This is a genomic window from Paenibacillus sp. FSL H8-0315, from assembly GCF_038005365.1.
Lineage (GTDB): Bacteria > Bacillota > Bacilli > Paenibacillales > Paenibacillaceae > Paenibacillus_AQ > Paenibacillus_AQ odorifer.
Genome location: NZ_JBBOTA010000001.1, coordinates 5629679 through 5644024, shown reverse-complemented (window position 1 = coordinate 5644024; position 14346 = coordinate 5629679). Strand labels below are relative to the sequence as shown.

Below are 14346 nucleotides of genomic sequence, written 5' to 3'. Positions count from 1 at the left end.
TCTCTTCTTATTGTACTGGCTTTTTGTATTTATCTACAAGTTAAACGGAGTTGAGAGTATTTGAGCAAATTACAATTAATCGCTACTGCCCCTATGGGTTTAGAAGCTGTGGTAGCGCGCGAATTAAACGAACTGGGTTATGAGACCAAGGTCGAGAACGGACGAGTATTATTCAGCGGTGATTACATCGATATCTGTCGCTGTAACTTGTGGCTGCGTACATCTGACCGCGTATTGGTTAAAATGGGCCAATTCCCTGCTAAAACCTTTGACGAGTTATTCGAAGGGGTTAAAGCGTTGCCTTGGGAAGACTGGATTCCAGAGAATGGAGAATTCCCGGTTGAAGGACGGTCCCATAAATCACAACTAACGAGTGTACCCGCTTGCCAAGGGATTGTCAAAAAAGCCATCGTCGAGAAGCTGAAGCTTTCGTATCATACAGACTGGTTCCCGGAGAACGGTCCTCGATATGTGATCGAAGTGATTTTATTAAATGACATCGCTTTGATCACATTAGATACCACAGGACCCGCGCTTCACAAACGGGGTTACCGCAGACATGCAACAGAGGCTCCACTGAAGGAAACAATGGCTGCTGCACTAATCCAGCTTAGCCGCTGGAATGGCCATCGGCCCCTGTTCGATCCATGTTGTGGTTCGGGAACACTGTTAATTGAAGCTGCCATGATCGCTTGGAATATTGCTCCAGGACTACGCCGCTCATTTCCATCTGAACATTGGCCAGTCATCCCCAAACATCTTTGGGAAGAGGCGCGCGAAGAAGCTTTCGATGCGGTGCGCGACGATTATCCTTTGCAATTAACAGGTACGGACATTGATCCAGAAGCGATCGAAATTGCTGAAGCTGCCGCCAAGAGTGCTGGACTGTCCGGAGAAATCACCTTCAAAGTGATGGCTGCCGCCAAAGCAAGACCTGAAGGAGAATATGGTTGTATCATTACCAACCCTCCCTATGGGGAACGAATCAGTAATGACAAAGAAGTGGAAAAGCTGACCCGCCAGTTTGGTGAAATGATGATATATCTGCCAACATGGTCATTTTTTGCGATCAGCCCATACAAGGAATTCGAACAATTTTACGGTCGTAAGGCAGACAAACGCCGCAAACTGTATAACGGACGTATCGAGTGTCAATATTATCAATACTTGGGTCCACTTCCACCTAGAAATCCGAAATAATTAGGATCACCATTGCTTTGAATGCAGAACGGACATCTACCTCGTATGAGGAGGGTGTCCGTTTTTCTCCGAGTATAAGACTGTTTTAGTTTAGCGCCTATAACTTTTCGCTCATATATTTCTATGAGAAACGTTTATCATCTGAAAAAGACAACAACATTGTTTATTCTGGTTTTAATTATTTTCTGTGTTAGGAGGTTTTATAATGTCTGACTTTCCATCAATTCGGAGCAACAGAACCGTAACAAGTACAATAGCTGCTGTGATTCGCTCCCGATATATCGGTTATCTCCTTTTTCTTGGCATCATGCTGGCCAAGTTATTATTTCTGCATAGTGGGCTGCATGCTCCCAATATAGATATGAACCGGCAGGACAAATGGATTGCTGTAGGTTCAGTCATGTTATTGTCTTTTTGGACCCTGTGGCTTCCCCGCCGGGGACAGACGATAGCGTTGTTAAGTATAAACTTGCTTCTGACACTGCTTATTTATTCGGATATCGTCTACTATCGTTATTTTCAGGATTTTATCACGGTACCCGTATTGTTTCAGGCTGGACAGATGGATGCGCTTGGTGGAAGTATCTTCGCCCTACTGCGTCCTTCCGATCTTTATTTGTTCGCTGACTGGCTTCTGCTTATTGCCTATGGAATCGGAATAGGGTTCTACCACCAGAAAACCCATACATACTTGTCTAATGCCGCCCCTCGCCGTTATGGGCAATCTCACTCTTATTCTCAAACCGGTTATTCCCGCCGCTCTTCACGCCTGAGCAGGATGCTAAAAAGAAGCGTGAATGGCATCGTTGCTCTGGCGCTAGGTTGCGTGCTGACCTTTGGCCCTATCCACACCTACGCTACTACCTGGGCTAAAGATCTATTCACTGGCAACTGGTGGAGTCTGGCGATGTATAACGTAACCGGACTAATCGGTTTTCACGGTTATGATATTTACTTATATGCTAAAGATCATCTAGGTCCGCAGCCCGAGCTTTCGCAAGAAGAAGCCACCTCAATGCAGCTCTGGTTCAATAAACAAAACACTGAGCAAAATGCCAATAATGACAGCTTTGGAAAATACAGCGGAAGCAACATCGTTGTTATTCAAGCTGAAGCTTTTATGAACTTTGTAGTTGGACGCTCAATATCCGGCCAGGAGATCACGCCTAATCTGAACGCTCTAATCAAAGAAAACACCTATTTCAGCAATTACTACCATCAGACCTCACAAGGACGAACTTCCGATGCGGATTTCACGTCCAACGCTTCCCTGTACCCGCTGGTCTCCGGCTCGGTATTTGTCCGTTACCCGGATCATCAGTTTGACACGCTGCCTGCTATTTTGAAATCAAAGGGCTACAGTACCAATGCTTTTCATGCGTACGAAGGCAGCTTCTGGAATCGGCAGATTATGTATAACGCGATGGGTTATGACCATTTTTATAACAAAAAAGACTATACAATAGACGAACCTCTAGGCTGGTCTCTGGGTGACAAATCCTTTTTGCGGCAATCCCTCGATATTATGGACACTTCAGAAACGATAAAGCAGCCTTTTTATTCATTTTTGACTACACTATCCAGCCATCATCCTTATTCTCTCCCTGCAGATAAACAAGGGCTTGATACTGGAGAGTTCAAGGGCACGATCTTCGGAGATTATTTGCAGGCTGTTCACTATACGGATGAAGCTTTAGGGGAAATGGTCAAAGAGATGAAGCAGCGTGGGCTGTGGGATAATACCATTGTTGCATTCTATGGAGATCATGATAATTCGATTCAGGAGACCTCTTATTACGAACAATTTCTCGGCAAAAGCCTTAGCGCACTCGATATGCAGCAAATAATGCATCAGGTACCCTTGCTCATTCATCTGCCAGGCTCTAACGCCTCTGTCCTAGATTCAGCTCCAGCTGGTCAGTTGGATCTTACACCTTCCTTGCTCCATTTGCTGGGGATCTCACGTGATCCTTATTATCTCATGGGCAATAATCTGTTTAGCGGGCATGAGCGTCTTGTAACGCTGCGATCCGGCGCCTATGCCGATGCAAAGCTTTCTTATCTCCCCAGCGAAAATGGGCAATTTGCCAGCGGAACCTGTTATAGTCTCGAAAGCCGCGAAGCCGTTGACGTAGGGGAGTGCAGCATCGGGTATGAGACCAGTAAGCTCCGCCTACAGATCTCCGACGATATCATGAAATATGATGGAATCAAGAAGCTCAAGAACACACAATCTGCACCTTAAGCTTACATCCGGGTAAACGAAGAGACTGTCCAAAAAACTATCGAAAAGGGCTGCTGCGATATCCTCTCTATGTTGGACATTTACCACTTGATCGTTGTTGGAAGCACGTTTGGTTTTCCGACTTGGATCCGCGAAGTATCTCACTAACGGACACAGCTGACCCTAAACGCAGCATTATCCGAGATTTGGAATGCTAACGGACTCCAGAGCAGCTATTAGCCTAGAAAACGCCGATATGAGCCTCTTTTTAGGGAATAGCGTCACTGGGGTCCGAAATCTTGCTTTAAAGGCTAAAAACAGGCAAATAACGTCATCTGAGTCCGTAACCCCTGTGGGATGGTGGAATGATAGGATGGTGGGCTCGATGAGACGGTGAGATAGTGGGACGATGAGATGATGAGACGGAGAAATGATGGGATGATGGACACGATTGAAGTAAGCCGTCAATGGCCAGAAAACGCAGAGCAGCGATCCTCCAAATAACAGGAGAATCGCTGCTCTGTTTACTTTTACTTATTCTGAGAATAAAGAGGGATCGACCCTATTATCTTAGTTGATAAGAACTCAGTATTATTTCTGAACGGAGGGCTGTTTGATAAAAGCTTCCGCTTTCTTCAACACTTCATCCTCCGTTGGAGCACTCACATAACGACCATTCACATAAACAAAAGCCCGTTTGCCACATGGACCGCAGTACGACTTGCAGCCGACCTTGATCTCGGCATCAGGTGCCATTTTTTGCAGCTTAGGGATAATACTTTTCAACTTCATGAAATTACATTCATCGCACACTTGTATTTCGTTAGCCATGGAGCAACCCTTCTTTGTGTTCGAAATTTACAGGCGAATGTTTAGTGATCGCCGTGATTACCTTTAGAGGGATTCGTAATGACAAAACCTTCTTGTGGAAGATACAAATAATCAACGACCACGCCATCAAGGAGTGGTTGGCTCGGATCAAGAATAACATCGATTTCCTTATCTGTCGATACTACAACATCGTTCTCTTTAGGCGTGTCCAAGTCCAGTCCGTAGTGAGCATGATCACCGTGTGCATGTGTAATTGCTACGCGCAGCTTCAACTCACTGTTTCCTTCCAGCTCCATTTGTTTCTTTATCACTTTAGCCGCATTACGGGTAATTTTGACCTTCATCTATATTCCATCTCCTAGTCCGAAAATTAAATACTCAATTACTTATTTTAAAGGTAAATGACATCTAAAAGCAACTATATTGGCTAATTAGCTCTGAAGTTCTTGTCGAAAATGTGCGGTGCTATCCTTCACCCTGCTGAAGGGTAGGATATTTCCGGCCCATTCGTGACACGAACCAGCCCATTAGCAGCATGGTCACTCCAATATCATCGATCGGAATAAATGGCATGAAGTCCGGCAAGACCCAATAGAGCAATACTGGAATTGTAAATAACAGCTTGTCCCCCATTGCTACTTTAGGGGAGCGGATGTATTGCCAGGAGCTACTGAAGATATGGGACCATTGTTTTAGTGACAGTATTTTTTTCAGTTTCATGGTGACCCTCCTCCCAAGTAAAAAGGATACAGCCGCGGATAACGTGTAGTGACGACAGCGGCCATACCCTATGGTTTATTTTACGCAAGTTTACTGCAAATGTTTCATAATTATTTCACATTGGAAAGGAGCGTTGCTAATATAAGTCCTGTTTCCAGGGCCATATCTTCAAAATCTGCTAGTGGCAGCGGATTTTTGCCAATCCCAAGCTCCACAGTAAATCCAGGTTTGCGGAAGGTCTGAATAAACCAATCCTTATATCCGGCATCACTTCCCGTCAGCTCCACTGCCCGGTAACTGCTCGCAACTGCCAGCTGCGCGGCTAATTCACGGCTCTCGGGAGGCTCATACCCGCGGTAGTTCCAATAAATCTCTCCTCCTTGGCTATGCAGAGACACTGCAGCTTCGCCAGGCGCTTCCTCAGCCAGGGCTGCCAGAGCAGCTGCTTCAGGCTCACTCAGCGGCTCAGGGCCGCTGTAATCCCGAGGTGAGGGCTGCCTTACTCCCCGACGTTCCCGCTCCTCTTCCCAATGAGCGGGAAATTGATCCCCAAGATCCACACCGCGGATGTTAGCTTTCCAATGCCGGAAGCTGCTTCGTCCACCATTCCATCTCATGAGGTCATCATAAAACGGATGGTCAGGCAAAACCCCTTCCTGAACCAGCTCCACACCATCTGGATTAGCCATAGGCACGACCCATAATGTCCAGTTTTGGAACCAAACCTCAGGGTTATGTCCATTCCATTCCAAGCCTTCAGCATAAGCTGCTGCATACTCCTCTATGAAGGACATCAAGCATGGCGAAGTCAGCCATTCATTGGCATGCAAAGCGGCGTTAACATGCAGATGACGAGTGCCGTTCCCGATCTTGAGTACATGGAGTGGCTTGCCGAGTACGCTCGTGCCTATTGTGGCTGCTTGTATAAACGGGTATTGGACAAGCAAGCTGTCAATGTCACTCTCAACATCTGCCGGACCGTACTCCCCGCGCAGAAACACCACGCGGTCTGGAATCGGGGGTGGAATGACAAGTATTTTTCCAGGTGTACAGCAGCGCCCTGAGGTCACACCAGGATTAAGCTTCTCCAAATCCTCTAAATTCACATTAAATAATGAGGTTATCCGTTCTGGAGTGTCCCCTTCCTGCACAGCATACCTTTTACGCGGCGAAGATGGCAGAAATAAAACCTGGCCTGGGTATAAATAAGACTGCCTCCCAACCCATGGATTACCTTGAATAACATGCTCAGGAGTTAATCCATGTAGAGCGGCAATTCGGCTTACGGTATCTCCCCTGTTTGCAATATATTGTCGCATTAGGTCTCATCCTCTCGGCCTTAAATTGCTGATACAGCAATACAAAAACAGCGGCATACAGCACTTAACTCTATTGTATGCAAGCGCCACTACCCGGCATGAAGGAGAAATGAATCACAAGAAAAAACAACGTCATCGCCCTTTATAGATGGCAACCATTTCTCATGAAAATAAGGATATTACAGATCCGCAGCGTATAAATGCTTATATTTCAAAAAAACAGACTGGGAAATGTGCTTTCCCAGTCTGTTTTTCTTTTTACACTCCCATGGAGTTTGTCCCCATTCAATTCAACATTGCTCCTGCTTATAACGTGGATACTTGCCACACTACTGGAGTACGTCTAATTTGTTCTCCAAGCCAGTCTCGCGCGATGCTTTGAAACATCTCAGCATCACCGCTGCAGAAGAACTGATGAATTGGACTTTCATCGCCGATGGACAGCTTGCCTTTGTCATATAAAATTGTGCTGATCTCACGAGCGGTCTCATCTGCAGAACTGATCAGCTTGACTCCTGATCCCATAGTCTCACCAATGGGTTCTACAAGAAATGGATAATGAGTGCATCCTAAAATTAAAGTATCGATGTTAGTGTCTTTAATGCCTTCGAGTGCCTCTTCTACGATATCGTAACTTTTCTCTGAGCGGAACTTGCCTTGCTCGACAAGTGGGACAAGCGCTGGACAGGCTTGACTTACAACCTCAACAAAAGGGGACAACTGCTTTAATGCGTTAGTATAAGCTCCGCTGTTGATGGTTCCTACCGTACCGATCACGCCGACATGTCCGCTTTTGGTTGCGCTAATTGCTGCGCGGGCTCCGGGATGAATCACCCCAATTACAGGGATGGAGACCTTGGCTGAGATATAATCGAGTGCCGCAGCTGTTGCGGTATTACAAGCGATAACGATCATTTTAGGATTAAACTGGATCAAATAATCTACAATTTGTTCAGTAAACAGTTGTACTTCCTCGGTCGAACGGGGTCCGTACGGAGCTCGGGCAGTATCTCCGAAATAAATGATCTTCTCCCGCGGGAGTTGCCTCATCACTTCTTTGACAACTGTTAACCCTCCCACACCTGAGTCTAATATTGCTATAGCTTGCTGCACGAACACACCGCTTCCTTCTACTTGTTTTGTGTAGCTTATGTAAGGTGAAAACAAAATGTACCTGGCTTTCAGCCCCAATTGCAGATATTACTCCTTTTGCCCTCTTAGTTCAAGACTAGTCTTCTTCCATCATTTAACAAGCGGGGGCAAACTAATTAAAAAAGCCACCCTCCGCCCAATGCGAAAAGCGGCTCTATTATAAGAGAATGAGTACTCTTTTACCACTGAAACAGAGGATTTAAACCACGGTCCCATTATAGAATTTCTTTATCAACCTTGTCATCTTGAACGACTTCTTCAAGGCTAACTTCTTCGCTTACATCTTCACTTATAGTGGCCTCAACCCACTCAGTTTCCATTTCCAAAGTAGCAGCAGCCTCTTCAACAGCTTCTACAGCGTCAACTGCTTCTACAGCATCTTCTGTAGCAATACCGCTTACAGTTACTGTGATTTTTTCTTCTTCATCAACAGCATTCGCACATGATTTGCTCCATTCCCGAACTTCATGCACTACATGCCCAATCGAATCTTTTGCTTTGTCATAAATCTCAATGCTCTTGTCTCCGGCTTGAACAGCAATTTCTTGAACCTTCTCAATACCAGCGGCAGTTCCTTCCGCAATATCCTTGCGCAGCTCTTTACCTGGTTTAGGTGCGAACAGCAATGCTGTCACCGATCCAACCACACTGCCGACTAAAGCGCCCCATAATAAGCCTTTGGTGTCCTTTTTCATCGTTTCATCTCTCCTTTAAATTCATTGCTCCCCGCTCTACCGGGCTAATGCCTATATCTGCTATATCATAAGCAGCAGGGGATTGTCTTGTGACTAATTATTATAACTTTTCAGAAGTTTTGTCTGTAACATTTTTGGGTACGATAGCGTAGCGGCAGCAATGGCCGCCCTCTGCCATACATTCATTACGTGTGACCTTAGCATCCAGCAGTTCTTCGAAAAGACTATGCTCACATTGGCAAGCCTTACGATACTGGGTAGCCACTTGGCGAATCGGGCAATTGTACTCCCTTATGACATATGAGCCATCCTCTTCGCGGTTCCATTCTGCCATATATCCACCGGCATTTTGGATGGAAGATAATTCGGCGACGCGTTCTTCCAAATTCCGCCGTTCCATCATCGGAGCATACTGAGCGAGCATTCGGCGGCGGCGTCCTTCAAATAATGTATTAACAGCATCCAGTCCACTGCCGTAATCCAATTCACGCAGAAGCTCCAAAGCCAAGTTGTGATAACTTTTTGGGAAATATTCTTCGGCTCTCTCCGTTAATGAGTACATATGTAAAGGCCGCCCCATCGCTTGCCGGACCACTTTTGTCTTTGCAAGCCCTTCTTGCTCCAGCTGAAGCACATGACGACGGACACCCATCTCTGTAATTCCCAATTCTTCTGCCAGCGCGCCGATGGTCAGTGTTCCTTTCGTCTTCAGGAGCGTCATAATCATTTGTCTTGTCGATCCGTTTTCCTGCCCCATCTTCATCATAAAGGAACCCCTCTCTTTCACGGCTATCGCCTATTCTATGTGATTCTATCCTATGCTATTATAGCGGTACGCTGGCTCCAAGCTCCTGGTCCAAATATTTCCGTACCTCAACGGCAAACTGCTCAAGTACTTCCGAAAGAATGGGGGTAAGTGGATGCAGATCACCTCTCTCCCAAGCATAATAATCCTGAACGAGTGGCTTACGCAGAGCAACTAATTCTATCAATCTCTCATAAATCACACTTTGACCTAGCACTTTCTCTTCATGAATAATAGAAATTATATCCTCATAACTTCCAGCATCACGCATAATAAACCCGTCAATGAGACAGCTACCAACGTCTGTTACAACCTCTATTGCCAGATGGAGGCAGCGTTCCTGTATTAGTCCGGTTAATGTTGTACCATCCCAGGAAGCTGCTACAGTCCGAAGACCAGCGGTAATATCAGGGATTTGAGCAAGAATGGTTTCGATTTGATTGCGGTTGACATAATACACAGCAATACCCCCATGTCTATAATTGTTAGAGAACCGTCCTAATCTCTACTTACCGCGTTTGCCACGGCGTTTCAGCCAGAAGAACATTACGAAACATGCTCCGAGAAAAACGACTAAATAAGTTAACGCTTCCATTGGATACTCAAGCTCACGCATTCCTGTCACCGCTTCCGGTATAAAATGATGATACTATATTCAAGCAGCAGCTTAAATTTCGTAATCTACAGCAATCGAGAGCTCTTTGACTTCATTAATGTGAGCAATAACTTCTTTATGCGCCGGATGAACCTGATACGCCTGTAAATCCTCTAGAGAAGCCACTTCTGTGACTAGAGCAATATCAAAGGAACGATCGGAATGAATGATGTCAGCACCCACCTCGATGGAGAGAAGCTGCGGGATCTTGCCTTCCATATTACGCAGTACTGCTACCGTTGCCGCTACGCTTTCTTCGGACCGATCTTTTAATTTGAAAAACACAATATGTTTGATCATTCTATATCGCTCCCTAATGTAATATTGTAATTAGATATTAAAAATATATCATAAGCGTAGCTGTTCTGAAAGAAACTTAAACGGTGTTGTCAGAAATAGCAGCATTAACCATTGCCGATATACCAGAAAGTGTTGTAGTATATTTTTAAAAAATCGGAGGAATTATGCCTAATAACCAACAAGAAACTCATAATATCCAGGCGTGGTCTCTGATCAATCGCAAATACCTTGGACAAGGCGTTCGAGTCAAAAGATTTCGCCGTCCAAAGCGCAGCCAGATTAGAAACCGTGTGCTGCTTGCTGTATTGATGGCTAAGGATATCAAGCTGTCACGACTCGCAGAAGAGCTTGGTATATCCTCACGCAGTGTAAGCGCTTGGGTATACGAAGGTCGTATCCCTTCCAACAATAACATTGACAAGACCTGCCGCCTATTGGGGTACCCACCCCACATTCTGTTCAATGAAGCATTGATTCGTCAAAGCCCCATTGTATGTCAGCCTACACCTTCACGTTTTATGAAAAGAAGTATTACCAGTTCACCGCGCAGCAATGTTATCCTGACCGGACTTTGTATGGTTTACGATTTCTCAGTAACGGATGTAAGTATCTGGATAGGCGTCCATCCTGGAACATTTCGAAAATGGCTCCACAACAGCCATCTGCCGACCCCTGCTCTGCAGGAAAAAGCCGAGGCTTTCTTTCGGATTCCACGCCATATTCTATTTGCAGACTGCGGAACGCTCTAATACAATCCTCTCACAAAACACGTCTAACACAGCCCTTCTTCAAGAAATCATGAGAAGGGTTATTTGCCATACCTTTTTTTCTTAAAAAGAGGTCATACTACTGTGTGTAAATATATTGTGTAGTACTAAAGAACGGGTCAGGAGGCGCAAGATGAAACTTAACGGAATTCTGTCAAAGGGCTATACCGATACTTGGAAAGTGGCCCCTGGTGTCATTGGACTTCGCACTATGTTTGTAAATGTCGCATTAATTGGCCAGCCCTCTTCGGATTGGGTTCTTGTAGATACTGGTCTTAGCTCATATACAGGCAATATTATTGATTTTGCTACGGAGCATTATGATAAACCTCCGGTGGCAATTATCCTGACGCATGGGCATTTTGACCATATTGGGGGTGTAAAAAGGCTTGTTGAGGAATGGAATGTGCCTGTATATGCTCATCCGCTAGAACTACCTTTTCTGACAGGTAAAGAAGACTACCCTCCAGCCGATCCGGCCGTAGGCGGCGGGCTTATGAGCATGATTTCCCCTTTATTTTCACATCATGGCATTGACCTTGGTTCAGCCGTTCATCCCTTGCCGGAAGACAGGACTGTTCCTGATGCGAAGGGCTGGGAATGGATCCATACCCCTGGACATAGTCCCGGACATATCTCCCTGTTCAGGCCTGAGGATAGAGTTCTGATCGCTGGTGATACGTTCCTTACGGTCAAACAGGAATCCGTATTTGCAGTGGCTACGCAGCATCAGGTGGTGCATGGCCCTCCCTCTTATTTCACGACAGACTGGGAAGCTGCTGAGAAATCAGTCCGTACCCTTGCCTTGCTGAATCCACATCTTGTTCTTTCGGGACATGGAGTACCCATGGAAGGTGAGGAGCTGTCTACTCAGCTTGCTCATTTGTGCAAAAATTTCAAAGAAATGGCGCTACCGGGTCAAGGTAAATTTGTGTAAAAAAGGTACTCCTGGTCAGCGCACAGAGGTCTAGGGAAAAAGTCCCTATAATTCATTTGATATAGCCGATTCTACGGATATTCAACGAAATTATAGGGAGTTCCTCCCTAAATTACTTGCTTAGTGCAGATTTACGTGCGACGATATATCTCAGTATGTATTGATGTTTTTTTCCAAGCGGCCCACATAAAGTCTCCACACATGAGCCGGTCGTAATTATTTTCGTACCTGCAAAATGTTGTCTTAAATCTTCTTCACTAAAAAAATGGGCGTATTTTCCCTCTTTGTATTCGTAGGTTCCCGGTTCCAAAAGTGTTCCACAGCCGTTGTTCGCATCCTCATCGGAAAAACTGGTAAAATAGAGCAAGCCATCCGGCCGCAGCTGTTCCAGACAATTAGCTACGAGCCTACGGCGATCCTCTTCGAGAAATAAATGCAATACGTCATAGCAGTAGACAGCATCAACCTGTACTTCAGAAATAGGATCTAATACGGAACCTGAGATAAAATGGCTCTTGGGATCCCATTCTGCCGCCATCTTTAACGCGTCCTCGCTCAACTCAATGCCTAAGGTCTTAAACTCATCTGAGAACACCTTCGTATTTCTTCCGTATCCCGCACCCGGGACTAAAACTGATTTCACGTTATGTTGCCGGAATATATCCCTTGCTGCCTGAGCTGTAGGACTAGGTTCACTCCCCCAGATCATGCCTTCCTGAGCAAATCTTCGACTCCAGTATTCGGACATAGATTAGACCTTCTTTTTAAATTTATTCGCTAATTTCATCGCAAGGAACTGAGGGATCAGGTTTAGCATACTAAAAAATATAAACGATCCTGTAGGTCCAAGTGGTTTGAAAAACGTCCCGTCCCAACCGCCTTCCCCTGACAAGTTGCTAATAAAATAATAAGAGACAAATGCAGAAGCAATATTCCCAATGACTATAGCAATTATATTATTAGACCATTTTCCCAAAAAAGCTATTAGTGATGTTATGACGATCATCATTAAATAACCAACCATTGAACCATTATTGAAATCTTTATCCATCGCGAAATATACAAATGGAAAACAGTACACAATAATGATCAGGAGATTCAATCCTAATTTTCTCACCGCATCCCCTCCTCAGCTAGTTTTTCACTCTATACCAATACTGATAGATCTCCTTAAAACCCAGCTTGTCATACAAGGCTGAAGCCCCCGTATTCGCTTGCACAACTTGCAGAAAGGAAGTCGTTGCTCCCTTTACTCTCCCCCAATTAAGCAACGCTAGCAGCAGTTGTTCCGCCATTCTCTTTCTACGATGAGCAGGGGAAGTGACAATATCATACAGACCCAAGTACCCGTTCTGAATCACACCAAGACCGCAGGCGACAGGAACACCATGATTAAACAACAGGACATAACCCTGCTGCAAATGTGATGCAGACAACATTCTAGTTAAGGTTTCCCGGTTCTTATCAGACAAGCCGGTAAGCTCACTGAAGGTGTGCAGCCACTCTTCAGTCAAGCTCTCCTGTATCTGAACCGTATAACGCAGATCGGGGCTCGCTAAGTCCCCCAGATCAAGAAGCCTTACAGATGAAGGCTCGGCAATTGTATAGCCACGCTCTGCAAGAATCTCATCAAGCTTTGGCGGCAGGATGTAGGGGGTTATTTTGAACACAGACTGTAGTCCAGCATGCTCATAATACCGCTCCGCAAGCTTGATTTGTTCTGTGAGTTCAACCTGAGAGCTGTCAGCCCCGTATAATGGATTGACCGAATTGGCCCTTTTTGTATAACCAGCTGCCGAACGTAGAATCCAGCCCTGCAGGAGAACGCTTTGCTCCGCCGGCCAAGTATTAAGTGTGATTTCTTCTATGAATTTATACAGCTTAATCCGCTCCTTTTGAAGCACGTTTGTTACGCATCGCAGGCAGTAATTTCACAGCTCCCTCCCCTTGGGAGGTGAAATAGTCATATTCGGGAGACTCTTTGCCATAGAGAGCTATTTTCCCCTCACCGTTATAATGAACACCCCAACCAAAACGCTTCGGCAACAGTGAAGCCCTTAGACAAGGATGATTTTTGGAAAATAGTTCGTTCCATATTTCTTCCTTACGGGCCAAACGTTCTTCCTGTGGAATTTGTTTATGGCGCACATGAACCTCGTACAGAAGTTCTTCATGATTGTATTTGTAGGGCTCATTGATTAACAGTTCATATTGAATCACATGTGCAGGCGGGAGCGTTCGGCAAGACATCGGAGGAACTCCTATTTCCTCAGGACAGTCCTCTGCTACACGAATAAAAGTATCGGTATAGCTCATTTGCATCACCTCCATCTTAAATAGAAATATATTCCTTCTATGATAAATCATTTTCCTATTCTAAGCATAGCCGAATTTTCTAAAGCCCATGATGGATGAACAGAAAAAACGGCCAATCCTCTAAACTACGGAGGATTAGCCGTTCTCATTTACCAACTCGACTTGGTAATGCCCGGAATCTGACCTTTATGCGCCAATTCGCGGAATACAATTCGGGAAACATTAAATTTCCGCAAATAGCCTCGAGGTCTGCCAGACACTTGGCATCTATTTTTTTGACGAGTTGCGGAGGAATCACGTGGCAGCTTTTGCAAAGCCATATAGTCCCCCTGTTCCTTTAGTTCTTTTCTTTTAACAGCGTATTTGGCGACTAGTGCTTGTCTCTTCAATTCTTTCACAACTTTAGATTTCTTGGCCATGTTCGT

The 14346-nt window shown here is 45.2% G+C and carries 18 protein-coding genes; 4 read left to right on the top strand and 14 right to left on the bottom strand.

Annotation, left to right across the window (positions count from 1 at the left end; all coding sequences use genetic code 11):
* Positions 1–60 precede the first annotated feature (60 nt).
* Together MHB56_RS24395 and MHB56_RS24390 are read left to right on the top strand one after the other, a co-directional pair.
* Complete coding sequence (locus MHB56_RS24395; protein ID WP_036689227.1) at positions 61–1200, top strand: THUMP domain-containing class I SAM-dependent RNA methyltransferase; 1140 nt, start codon at positions 61–63, stop codon at positions 1198–1200.
* Positions 1201–1405: 205 nt separating this feature from the next.
* Entirely contained in the window at positions 1406–3445 is a 2040-nt protein-coding gene (locus MHB56_RS24390) for an LTA synthase family protein (RefSeq protein ID WP_341144101.1), read from the top strand.
* A 570-nt stretch (positions 3446–4015) separates the two neighbouring features.
* Here the strand turns inward: MHB56_RS24390 and MHB56_RS24385 are convergent.
* The 9 genes from MHB56_RS24385 to MHB56_RS24345 form a co-directional block, all read right to left on the bottom strand.
* On the bottom strand, positions 4016–4255 hold the full coding sequence (locus tag MHB56_RS24385) for a DUF1450 domain-containing protein (RefSeq protein WP_036689224.1): 240 nt from the start codon (positions 4253–4255) through the stop codon (positions 4016–4018).
* A gap of 41 nt (positions 4256–4296) precedes the next feature.
* The gene (locus tag MHB56_RS24380; protein WP_036689223.1) at positions 4297–4599 is read right to left on the bottom strand and encodes a HesB/IscA family protein; all 303 of its coding nucleotides are present in this window, start codon (positions 4597–4599) and stop codon (positions 4297–4299) included.
* Between the two features lie 121 nt (positions 4600–4720).
* Positions 4721–4975, bottom strand: a complete 255-nt coding sequence (locus tag MHB56_RS24375) for a hypothetical protein (RefSeq protein ID WP_076125091.1) — start codon at positions 4973–4975, stop codon at positions 4721–4723.
* A gap of 110 nt (positions 4976–5085) precedes the next feature.
* Positions 5086–6294: a M14 family metallopeptidase gene (locus tag MHB56_RS24370; protein ID WP_076219389.1), complete on the bottom strand. Its 1209-nt coding sequence runs from the start codon at positions 6292–6294 to the stop codon at positions 5086–5088.
* Positions 6295–6600: 306 nt separating this feature from the next.
* Positions 6601–7407: a glutamate racemase gene (gene racE, locus MHB56_RS24365; RefSeq protein WP_036689641.1), complete on the bottom strand. Its 807-nt coding sequence runs from the start codon at positions 7405–7407 to the stop codon at positions 6601–6603.
* Between the two features lie 254 nt (positions 7408–7661).
* A complete protein-coding gene (locus tag MHB56_RS24360) occupies positions 7662–8141 on the bottom strand; it encodes a YtxH domain-containing protein (protein WP_076125087.1) in 480 nt (159 codons plus the stop codon).
* Positions 8142–8241: 100 nt separating this feature from the next.
* Positions 8242–8907, bottom strand: a complete 666-nt coding sequence (locus MHB56_RS24355) for a helix-turn-helix transcriptional regulator (protein ID WP_038569796.1) — start codon at positions 8905–8907, stop codon at positions 8242–8244.
* 58 nt (positions 8908–8965) lie between these two features.
* The gene (locus tag MHB56_RS24350; RefSeq protein ID WP_076125085.1) at positions 8966–9406 is read right to left on the bottom strand and encodes a DUF86 domain-containing protein; all 441 of its coding nucleotides are present in this window, start codon (positions 9404–9406) and stop codon (positions 8966–8968) included.
* 207 nt (positions 9407–9613) lie between these two features.
* A complete protein-coding gene (locus tag MHB56_RS24345; protein ID WP_036689213.1) occupies positions 9614–9901 on the bottom strand; it encodes a Dabb family protein in 288 nt (95 codons plus the stop codon).
* Positions 9902–10065: 164 nt separating this feature from the next.
* On the opposite strand from MHB56_RS24345, the gene MHB56_RS24340 reads away from it, so the two are divergent.
* Both MHB56_RS24340 and MHB56_RS24335 read left to right on the top strand, forming a co-directional pair.
* A complete protein-coding gene (locus MHB56_RS24340) occupies positions 10066–10650 on the top strand; it encodes a helix-turn-helix domain-containing protein (protein WP_036679391.1) in 585 nt (194 codons plus the stop codon).
* Between the two features lie 151 nt (positions 10651–10801).
* A complete protein-coding gene (locus tag MHB56_RS24335; RefSeq protein WP_341144100.1) occupies positions 10802–11605 on the top strand; it encodes an MBL fold metallo-hydrolase in 804 nt (267 codons plus the stop codon).
* A gap of 112 nt (positions 11606–11717) precedes the next feature.
* Here MHB56_RS24335 and MHB56_RS24330 read toward each other — a convergent pair whose 3' ends face one another.
* The 5 genes from MHB56_RS24330 to rpsN all read right to left on the bottom strand — a co-directional run bounded on the left by MHB56_RS24330 (position 11718) and on the right by rpsN (position 14340).
* The gene (locus tag MHB56_RS24330) at positions 11718–12353 is read right to left on the bottom strand and encodes a class I SAM-dependent methyltransferase (RefSeq protein WP_076125081.1); all 636 of its coding nucleotides are present in this window, start codon (positions 12351–12353) and stop codon (positions 11718–11720) included.
* A 3-nt stretch (positions 12354–12356) separates the two neighbouring features.
* Positions 12357–12722, bottom strand: coding sequence for a hypothetical protein (locus tag MHB56_RS24325; RefSeq protein WP_076125079.1), 366 nt, complete (start codon positions 12720–12722; stop codon positions 12357–12359).
* A 16-nt stretch (positions 12723–12738) separates the two neighbouring features.
* Positions 12739–13509, bottom strand: a complete 771-nt coding sequence (locus tag MHB56_RS24320; protein ID WP_341144099.1) for a GNAT family N-acetyltransferase — start codon at positions 13507–13509, stop codon at positions 12739–12741.
* The gene (locus MHB56_RS24315) at positions 13487–13921 is read right to left on the bottom strand and encodes a DUF6157 family protein (RefSeq protein WP_081383129.1); all 435 of its coding nucleotides are present in this window, start codon (positions 13919–13921) and stop codon (positions 13487–13489) included. The genes MHB56_RS24320 and MHB56_RS24315 overlap by 23 nt, the downstream gene beginning before the upstream one ends.
* Positions 13922–14070: 149 nt before the next feature.
* Positions 14071–14340 (bottom strand): 30S ribosomal protein S14, encoded by a 270-nt coding sequence (gene rpsN, locus MHB56_RS24310; protein WP_038569786.1) that lies wholly within the window; start codon positions 14338–14340, stop codon positions 14071–14073.
* Between the last annotated feature and the right edge of the window lie 6 nt (positions 14341–14346).

Coding starts and splice junctions, on each gene's coding strand:
- MHB56_RS24340 (WP_036679391.1), top strand. CDS start 10,066: ATGCCTAATAACCAACAAGAAACTCATAATATCCAGGCGTGGTCTCTG.
- MHB56_RS24355 (WP_038569796.1), bottom strand. CDS start 8,907: ATGATGAAGATGGGGCAGGAAAACGGATCGACAAGACAAATGATTATG.
- MHB56_RS24330 (WP_076125081.1), bottom strand. CDS start 12,353: ATGTCCGAATACTGGAGTCGAAGATTTGCTCAGGAAGGCATGATCTGG.
- MHB56_RS24375 (WP_076125091.1), bottom strand. CDS start 4,975: ATGAAACTGAAAAAAATACTGTCACTAAAACAATGGTCCCATATCTTC.
- MHB56_RS24385 (WP_036689224.1), bottom strand. CDS start 4,255: ATGGCTAACGAAATACAAGTGTGCGATGAATGTAATTTCATGAAGTTG.
- MHB56_RS24370 (WP_076219389.1), bottom strand. CDS start 6,294: ATGCGACAATATATTGCAAACAGGGGAGATACCGTAAGCCGAATTGCC.
- MHB56_RS24380 (WP_036689223.1), bottom strand. CDS start 4,599: ATGAAGGTCAAAATTACCCGTAATGCGGCTAAAGTGATAAAGAAACAA.
- MHB56_RS24390 (WP_341144101.1), top strand. CDS start 1,406: ATGTCTGACTTTCCATCAATTCGGAGCAACAGAACCGTAACAAGTACA.
- MHB56_RS24345 (WP_036689213.1), bottom strand. CDS start 9,901: ATGATCAAACATATTGTGTTTTTCAAATTAAAAGATCGGTCCGAAGAA.
- MHB56_RS24315 (WP_081383129.1), bottom strand. CDS start 13,921: ATGAGCTATACCGATACTTTTATTCGTGTAGCAGAGGACTGTCCTGAG.
- MHB56_RS24335 (WP_341144100.1), top strand. CDS start 10,802: ATGAAACTTAACGGAATTCTGTCAAAGGGCTATACCGATACTTGGAAA.
- rpsN (WP_038569786.1), bottom strand. CDS start 14,340: ATGGCCAAGAAATCTAAAGTTGTGAAAGAATTGAAGAGACAAGCACTA.
- MHB56_RS24360 (WP_076125087.1), bottom strand. CDS start 8,141: ATGAAAAAGGACACCAAAGGCTTATTATGGGGCGCTTTAGTCGGCAGT.